Origin of the sequence: Algoriphagus sp. (assembly GCF_029254265.1) — a bacterium.
Taxonomy (GTDB): Bacteria; Bacteroidota; Bacteroidia; order Cytophagales; family Cyclobacteriaceae; genus Algoriphagus.
Genome location: NZ_JAQWXX010000032.1, coordinates 1 through 8,637 on the forward strand (window position 1 = coordinate 1; position 8,637 = coordinate 8,637).

7 protein-coding genes and 1 pseudogene are annotated in these 8,637 nt (G+C 35.0%); all 8 read left to right on the forward strand.

Annotated elements, in window-relative coordinates:
- Nucleotides 1-96: pseudogene (locus P8O16_RS04475) on the forward strand (IS1595 family transposase); the annotation flags it as partial.
- Between the two features lie 116 nt (nucleotides 97-212).
- Nucleotides 213-746, forward strand: a complete 534-nt coding sequence (locus P8O16_RS04480; RefSeq protein ID WP_300311300.1) for a DUF4136 domain-containing protein — start codon at nucleotides 213-215, stop codon at nucleotides 744-746.
- A gap of 1 nt (nucleotide 747) precedes the next feature.
- Complete coding sequence (locus P8O16_RS04485) at nucleotides 748-1,182, forward strand: cyclic nucleotide-binding domain-containing protein (RefSeq protein WP_300311302.1); 435 nt, start codon at nucleotides 748-750, stop codon at nucleotides 1,180-1,182.
- Nucleotides 1,183-1,263: 81 nt separating this feature from the next.
- The gene (locus P8O16_RS04490; protein ID WP_300311304.1) at nucleotides 1,264-2,676 is read left to right on the forward strand and encodes a PAS domain S-box protein; all 1,413 of its coding nucleotides are present in this window, start codon (nucleotides 1,264-1,266) and stop codon (nucleotides 2,674-2,676) included.
- Nucleotides 2,673-3,323, forward strand: coding sequence for a response regulator transcription factor (locus P8O16_RS04495; RefSeq protein WP_300311306.1), 651 nt, complete (start codon nucleotides 2,673-2,675; stop codon nucleotides 3,321-3,323). Before P8O16_RS04490 ends, P8O16_RS04495 begins: the two co-directional genes overlap by 4 nt.
- A 184-nt stretch (nucleotides 3,324-3,507) precedes the next feature.
- Nucleotides 3,508-4,188 carry a Crp/Fnr family transcriptional regulator gene (locus tag P8O16_RS04500; RefSeq protein ID WP_300311308.1) on the forward strand — a complete coding sequence of 227 codons (681 nt, stop codon included), beginning with the start codon at nucleotides 3,508-3,510 and terminating at the stop codon, nucleotides 4,186-4,188.
- Nucleotides 4,189-4,193: 5 nt separating this feature from the next.
- The gene (locus P8O16_RS04505) at nucleotides 4,194-4,643 is read left to right on the forward strand and encodes a pyridoxamine 5'-phosphate oxidase family protein (RefSeq protein ID WP_300311310.1); all 450 of its coding nucleotides are present in this window, start codon (nucleotides 4,194-4,196) and stop codon (nucleotides 4,641-4,643) included.
- 1,309 nt (nucleotides 4,644-5,952) lie between these two features.
- Nucleotides 5,953-8,550, forward strand: coding sequence for a cation-transporting P-type ATPase (locus P8O16_RS04510; protein WP_300311312.1), 2,598 nt, complete (start codon nucleotides 5,953-5,955; stop codon nucleotides 8,548-8,550).
- Nucleotides 8,551-8,637 lie beyond the last annotated feature (87 nt).

Here is an 8,637-nt window from a genome sequence, read left to right on the forward strand (position 1 = left end):
CGAATTAATCGCTCCCAGAACAAAGACACCATCTTCAATAATCTAATCATCAGAATGGTAAAAGCAGATAAAATGTATATCTCAAATATGATATGATGTTAAGCGGACACCTCTAAAAAACAATATTGATTAAAATCATTCTATATTTTGATATCAATCATTTATCATGAAACAAAAATAAGTTAGTTTCAAGTAAATTTTATACTTAAAAAATGAAAATTACATTTGGATTTATATTGTTAATAGTGTTTTTATCCAGCTGTTCCGAACAAATTTATGTCACCTCAGACTATGACCGTACGGTAGATTTGAATCAATACAAAACTTTCAAATGGGCTAAAAATCAAGAACAACCTTCAAAAGGAAATCCAATGATTGATAATGAACTGAACAGAAAAAGAATTTCAGATGCAGTTGAAAAAGAACTAATCAATTTGGGATTGACGCCATCTCTATCTGACCCTGATTTACTAATTGATTTTCATATTGTAATTGATGAAAACACACATTATGTAGCCCATGATTATTACCCATTTCCTTTTAGGTATTGGCCAGAATATAGTATTTCCTCTTATACTGTAAAAACTAGTACTATAATTATACATTTTGTTGATTTTAAAAAAGAACAGCTTGTTTGGCAAGGAACAGGAAATTCTAGGCTAACAGATCCACCCACCCCTTATACAGAAGATAGAATTAAACAAACTATAAAGGAAATACTTAAGCAGTTTCCAAAAAACAAATGAAATGCTAATCTCAACGTTTCCAAATGAAGTTGAATCTTATCTCCTTTCAACTATAAATCCAAATGACAGTATTTCTTCTCTGAAAAATGGAGAACATTTATTTAAGTGCAAGCGAACAAAACTCTGTACACATGAAGAACAACTTTCTCAACTATTTTATCTAATTAGTGGAAAAGTAGTTCTTTGTAAAACTGATGGCAATGGGAAGGAAGTAAAATTACATGAGCTGAAAGAAGGGTCCTTTTTTGGATTAAATGCACTCTTCAATTTTTATGAAGCAAGACATTCTGCCATTATAAAAAGAAATTCACTATTACTAGTTATTCCAATAGTTAAATTCAGAGACGTTTTTACGCGTTGGCCAAATCTAAAAAAACAGCTAATCTATCAACTTATCCATCAGTTAGATTTAACTGATTTAAAATTAAATTCTTAACAAATTATTTAATTTTAAATGTTGAAAAATAATTTTTAATTTAAAAATTAGTATTTTAGATTACTTAATAAATATTTTTCTATGGGGCTAAAAACTAGTAGGTTAAATCCAGATCCATTATGCGAATTGCTTTTTGAAAACTCAACACAAGCAATTTTAATCACTGATTCCAATGGCAAAATCATTCAAGCCAATCCAAATTGTCTCAATTTATTTGAATATTCATTGGATGAAATCATTGGCATGGAAGTGGAAAAACTGATTCCAAAAGAGCTCAAACAAAAACACACCGCTCATCGTGAAGATTTTATAAAAAACCTCGGATTTCGAAAATTGCATTCCGGCTTAACATTAACAGGAATAAAAAAATCTAAAGAAAGATTATCCTTGGAGATTGGGTTAAGCTATGTGAAATACGAAAATGAGTTATTAGTTGTTTGCTTTATTTCAGATGTATCTGAACGTAAAAAATGGATAACTCAAATTCGATATCAGCAAAATCTGTTAAAGAAATATTTAGAGGTTACAGGCACGATATTTCTAATTTTAGATGTTCAAGAAAATATTGTTTTGATTAATAAAGTAGGAAGTGAAATTCTAGGTGTTTCTGAAAAAGAAGCGGTTGGGAAAAATTGGTTTGCTCATTTTTTACCTTTAGATGAGATGGAGTCAATGAGATATTTTTTTAAAAAAATGTTAAATGGTGAAGTTGAAGATACTAACACACATGAGAATAACATAATCAATTCTGAGGGTGACAAACGTCTGATCGAATGGAATAATACAGTAATAAGAAATAAAAGTGGGGAAATAGATGCCATTTTAAGCAATGGGTTGGACGTCACCGAAAAACGTCTCTTGGAAGATGCTAAAAAGGAAGCACTAATCATAGGCCAGGAAATGGAAAGACGGCGACTGGCACAAGAACTTCACGATGGAGTAGGTCAAGCAATTTCTGCTATTGGACTCAATTTGAACGCTCTGGAGCCTGAACTAGAAAATTACAATCTTAGATTTAAGGCTATATATACCGATATTAAAATAAAGCTGGATAATACCTTTGACGAAATTCGAGCTATTTCGAAAAACTTATCGCCAAAAATACTTGAAGACTATGGTTTAGCCAAAGCTCTAGAATTTTTAGGAGAAACTATTGATAAGTCTACAAAAGTGGAATTAAATCTGAGTCTCCACGGAGATTTAAAAAATCTAGATAATAAAATTTCACTTTCCATTTATAGAATCGTACAGGAACTTATTAGTAATGCAATTCGCCATGCTAAACCAAAGAACATAAATCTCTACGTGACCCGAAGTAGTCATAATATTCTTGTAATCGTCGAAGATGATGGTATAGGTTTTGACCCTGAAAAATTGACTACAGGTCTTGGAATCAGCAATCTAAAGTCTAGGCTCGAATTATTGAAAGGACAATTTAACATTGATTCAAGTACTCAGGGTGGCACTTCAATTTCAATTAACATTCCACTATGAAAACAATCAAAGTTTTATTGGTAGACGACCATGAATTGATACGAGAAGGGATTAAAAACTCCCTGATAGATCACAGACCAATTCAAGTAATTGGCGAAGCTCAGAATGGTGAAGAAGCCCTGTCTTTTTTAGATAAAAACTTAGTCGATGTTGTTCTAATGGATATCAGTATGCCGATCATGGGAGGGATCACCACTACCCAAGAAATCGTCGGGAAATATCCAGACGTAAATGTCATAATTTTGACCATGCACAATGAAGTTAGCATAATTCAAGAGGCACTTAAAGCGGGTGCATTGGGATACCTTTTGAAAAACACAAATATTAGTGAATTGAAAGAAGCTATTACCCAGGTGTACAATGGAGGGACTTATTTTTCATCTGAGATTTCCGAGAAAATTATGAATCAATTGATCAAGGGAAAAGCTGATCGAGAATCTGATTATCCTGCAAGGCTTACAAAACGAGAAATAGAAATCTTAAAATTAATTTCAGAAGAATACAGCAATCAAGAAATTGCTGAAAAACTTTTTATCAGTCATAGAACAGTTGATACTCACCGAAGAAATTTGATTCAAAAACTAAATGCAAAAAACACTGCCGGGCTTGTCAAATTCGCTCTGAAAAATAAAATCATAGATGTTTAGACTTTTGGGGAAATTGAAACAAATCAAGATCAAAGCAAACACTATTTAGACAAATCCCATTAAGAAAAAGTATTTTATATAGAAAAATACGCATTTCACTTAGATAAAAATACGCTTTTTACGTCTAATTCGAGTACTCCAATTTTATGATATTTGGGAAGTTTCACACTTAAAACAATGTCATATGATTTCTTACGAAACAAACTCTTTGGACATGGTAGAAGGCTCAGGATTGCCTCCCTTTTTTAAATTTGCTTTTGATCCTCTTAAGGATCAAAGTTTTGAAGAGAATCTTTATAAAAAAGGAGAGGTCGTTTTTAGAATAGGTAGCATGCCTCACGGTTTATTTTTTATCAAATCCGGAAAAGTGAAGATTTTTAAATATGGCGGTGATGGAAAAGAGCAGATTCTTACTATTGCCGGAAAAGGTAGATTTTTGGGTTATAAAGATTTATTAGCTGGCCGCAGATATACATCCGGTGCGATAGTTATTGAGGATTCTATCTTGATTTTTATTCCTAATAGGGATTTCCTGGATTTGATTAAATCAGGTGAAGTCTCTGATTATTTCACAGGCCTGTTATGCCAAGATTTGATCGAAGTGGAGGAAAAAATGGTCTCAATGGCTCATAAACCTGTTAGAGGAAGGTTAGCCGAAAGTCTCCTTTCTTTGAATGAGACATATATGGAAAACGGAATAGAGTTGAGCAGAGAGGAGCTAGCGAATCTTGTAGGCACCGCTAAGGAAACCATAAGTCGTTTGTTGTCAGAATTTAAAGCTGACAAACTGATACAAATTGATGGCAGAAATATAGAAGTTCTTAATCCAAAAGGCTTGGATAGAATACTTGGCTTTTATTCCTAGAATTCATGATTGGCACTCTAAATGAACAACAAATCGACTCTTTACTCAGATCTGAACTGGTAGGACGTTTGGGTTGTCATGCTCATGGTACTACTTACGTTGTTCCCGTTTTTTATTATTATGACAGGGAGTGCATTTATGGATATACCAAAGAAGGACTAAAGACTAAAATCACCAAAGAAAACCCTTCTGTCTGTTTTCAGGTAGATCGAATTGAAAACCTAGCAAATTGGCAAAGCGTAATCATCCAAGGCGAATTTCAAGTATTAAAAGGAAGTGAAGTCGAACAAGCTCAACAGTTTCTAACCAACAGGATGTTGCCATTTAAAACTGGTGAAAGTAGCCTTCCAAAATTCAGTATGGAAAAATTACCTTCTCTCACCAAACCCTTTACGCAGTTCATAACCTATCGTATTCAAATTCGAGAAAAATATGGGCGATTTGAAAAAGATTAAAAAACAAAATTTGTGTTACATCTTATCCATCTCCTGCTTTCTCTAATGATAGAACTTGGATTTGAATACGAAAAAACTTAAAATAATTTCTGCCAAATCTCAACAAACCACCCTACCATAATATTTGGCTCTTTCAACCCAAACTACCAAAAACCGAAAATTCTGGAAAAGACGAAAAGAGGCTATCAATATTCTTTCGTTGTATTCTGACTTTTAGTTTTTATAATTTTTAAAAAACCCAAAATGATCAGAATCAATCCCTCAATTGACCTAGGTCATTACGCATACCATTTTTAAAACCGAACTTTAACACATCAAGCAAAAGATAAAAGGCAAGTGCTAAAACCACTTGAATTGATTATCGGAGCATTCGGAAATTCTGGTTGTAACGCAACCATTTGGGAAGTGTAGGAAGATGATTGATTTAGCGTTTGAAACCTCAGTTTGAAAGAATTGGGTGAGTAAGATAAAGTCACAATAACGATAGCTTGACATCTTATACGTCCTACGGGATTAATAGGATAAAGTGGGTGTGTACTTCGATAGAGGACGTGCCCACTTTTTGTTTTTTAAACCATTCCCTACCAAATCCTTCCCAGATCTTCCAGCTTTTCCAAAACCCCAAAGTCAGGGATTTGGGAATTCTGATTTTTGCAAAAAAGGAGTTTCAAACTTGATCAGAATCAATCCAAACACTGATCTAGGTCATTACGAATCCCGTTTTTAAAACCGAACTTTAACACATCAAGCAAAAGATAAAAGGCAAGTGCTAAAACCACTTGAATTGATTATCGGAGCATTCGGAAATTCTGGTTGTAACGCAACCATTTGGGAAGAGTAGAAAGATGATTGATTTAGCGTTTGAAAACTCAGTTTTAGAGAACTGGGAGCGTAAGACAAAGCCACAATAACTATAGCTTGACATCTTGTACGTCCTATGGGATTTATAAGATAAAGTGGGTGTGTACTTCGATAGAGGACGTGCCCACTTTTTGTTTTTTAGAGCTAAACCTATTTGACTGCTAAAAAAACTTCATTTTCAGGAAAATGAGCACCCTAAGTAGTTGATCTATTTTTTCAATTAAAATGATCACAATTGGATATTATGGATTCGTTTTTTATCAAAATTTAAATAGGGTTAATTATTTTAATAAGATGGGAAATAGAACTTGAAATATAAACAAAGTGAATCCAAAAAAATGTGACTCTAGGATCAAAATTGAGGTGAATTTTTATTACAACATGCACTCAAATCATTGGATAAACCAATTCTAAATTTCAAATTTGGATATAACCTTTTTAATATCTCGTGCAAAACCCAGAAAATCAGCCCATAGAAGAAATCCTTCAGTTTTTTGAAGTAGATCCTGAAATAGGTTTAACTGATGAAGAGGTTTTACGACGGCGTTCAAAATATGGGGAGAATATTATCCCCTCTGCCAAAACACGATCTTCTTGGGACATAATTATAGCACAATTTAAAAATGTAATTGTCCTTTTATTAATTGTTGCAGCCATAGTTTCCTTCCTATTTGGGGATTTTTTTGAGGCTCTGGCCATCATAGCAGTCATATTCATAAATGCGATTATTGGCTTCATCTTAGAATCACAGGCCAATAGGTCTATGATTGCATTGAAATCACTTGAACAGCCCAGCGCAAAAGTAAAGCGAAATGGAAAACTGATTTCTATTCCAATCCAAGAATTAGTACCTGGAGACATCCTTTCTTTTGAGGCAGGAGACTTGATTGGAGCAGATGCGCGCTTAATTAATACCAATGCGCTTGAGATAAATGAATCTGCACTAACCGGAGAATCTCTGCCCTCAAGTAAGCAAACTGAAGTAATCAAGGAAAAGGTTTCCATTGGAGATAAAAGCAATATGGTTTTCCGTAGTACTGCTGTCACTCGAGGCAACGGGCAGTCAGTTATTGTTTTCATTGGGAAAGATACTGAGATCGGTCATGTCTCCACTTTGATGGATGAGGCTCAGGAAGAAGAACTCCCCCTAAACAAAAAGCTTGACAAATTCAGTAAAACATTGATTTGGTTGAGCATTGTCATAATGATTCCTTTTGTGGGAATAGGACTTCTTCAGTCAAAAGACTTATATCTATTGATTGAAACCGCTATCGCTTTAGTCGTCGCATCCATTCCTGAAGGTCTTCCTATTGTCGCGACCATAGCGCTTGCCAGCGGGATGCTGAGGTTATCGAAAAAGAAAGTCCTTGTAAGGAAATTAGCTGCTGTGGAAACACTAGGAGGTACAAATATTATTCTAACTGATAAAACAGGAACCCTTACTGAAAACCAACTGGAAGTCACAGAAACAGTCTTCGACACAAAAAATTCCTCTTCCGAAGACAAACTCATGGAGATCATGGTTCTCTGCAATAATGCTGCAATCAACCATGATCAGAAAAATGTTGGCGATCCCGTAGAAATCGCATTGTTGTTGTGGGCAGAGAAAATCTCAACTGGCTCAGTAAAGCTACTCCATAACCAATGGTCAGAAATTGGAGAAATCCCTTTTGAAAGTGAAACGAGGATAATGACAACTTTCCATAAAAAGGGAAAGCTTTCCCAAGCCTCTATGAAAGGAGCTACTAGCGCAGTTCTAGAGAACTGCAAATACTATGAGTTAGATGGTTCGATAAAAGAGCTGGATGAAGAGGGGAAAAGCTACTGGTTGGAGCAGACAGAATTGCTTTCGGCAAAAGGTTTGAAAGTTTTAGCTGGGGCATACCAAGTTTCAGAGGATACCAATCTGGAAAAAGCAGAAGACCTGATTATGGCGGGTCTAGTAGGTCTTCAGGATCCTGCAAGACCGGATGTTTTTGATGCTATAGCCGAATGTCATCATGCCGGAATACGAGTAATAATGGTTACAGGTGATCACCCAGAGACTTCAAGGGCCATTGCAAAAAATATTGGATTGATTACCGACCAACATGATCGTGTTATTGAAGGAAAAGATTTAGCATTTGGAGAAAATGAAAGTACCGAATTATTAAGCGCTTCAGTTTTTTCCAGAGTAAGCCCAGAGCAAAAATTAAGGCTAGTCGAGTATTATCAATCTCAGGGAATGGTCGTCGCAATGACAGGCGATGGCGTGAATGATGCTCCAGCTCTAAAAAAAGCTGACATAGGTGTTGCCATGGGATTAAGAGGTACAGAAGTAGCCAAAGAAGCTGCAGACATGATTTTACAGGACGATTCATTTTCGTCCATTATTGTTGCCATTAAACAAGGTCGAATCATTTTCAATAACATTCGGAATTTTGTTATTTACTTACTTTCCTGTAATCTAAGTGAGATACTGGTTGTATCTACTGCAGCATTTTTAAGCTGGGGTTCACCGCTACTTCCTTTACAAATACTTTTTCTAAATATCGTAACTGATGTGTTTCCTGCACTTGCACTTGGCATGGGGCAATCCAATAAAAAATCGGTACTAGAGGAACCACGAACCATCAATGAACCTATACTCACAAATACCCACTGGAAATCATTAGTCGTGTATGCATTAATTTTGACTTTTAGCGTGCTGGGAGTTTATGTCTATGCGTCCAAAAGTTTAGGTTTGGAGGAAATACAAACAAACAATGTGGCATTCTTCACACTTGCTTTTGCCCAATTACTTCATCCTTTCAATTTGATAAAAAGAGGAGAAAACATATTTAAAAATGGAATAGTTAGAAATCTACATTTGTGGGGAGCTATTGTTTTATGCACCATCTTGCTGTTAACAGCAAGTTCAGTAAGCCCATTCGACAACCTTTTGAATCTCGCTTTTCCTACAATCAAAATGTGGATGCTGATAGCAATTGGAAGTTTTATGCCAGTGCCTTTGATCCATCTTTTTAAGTTTTTAAAAATATGTATATCCGCAATCTTGCCAGTATGATTAAATCGAAGCAATAATGAGTCTGTCAAAGAGTTTTTGACCGAAATATCTTCTGTTGAGTTTGTAACAAAACTCGTCCAGGTAATT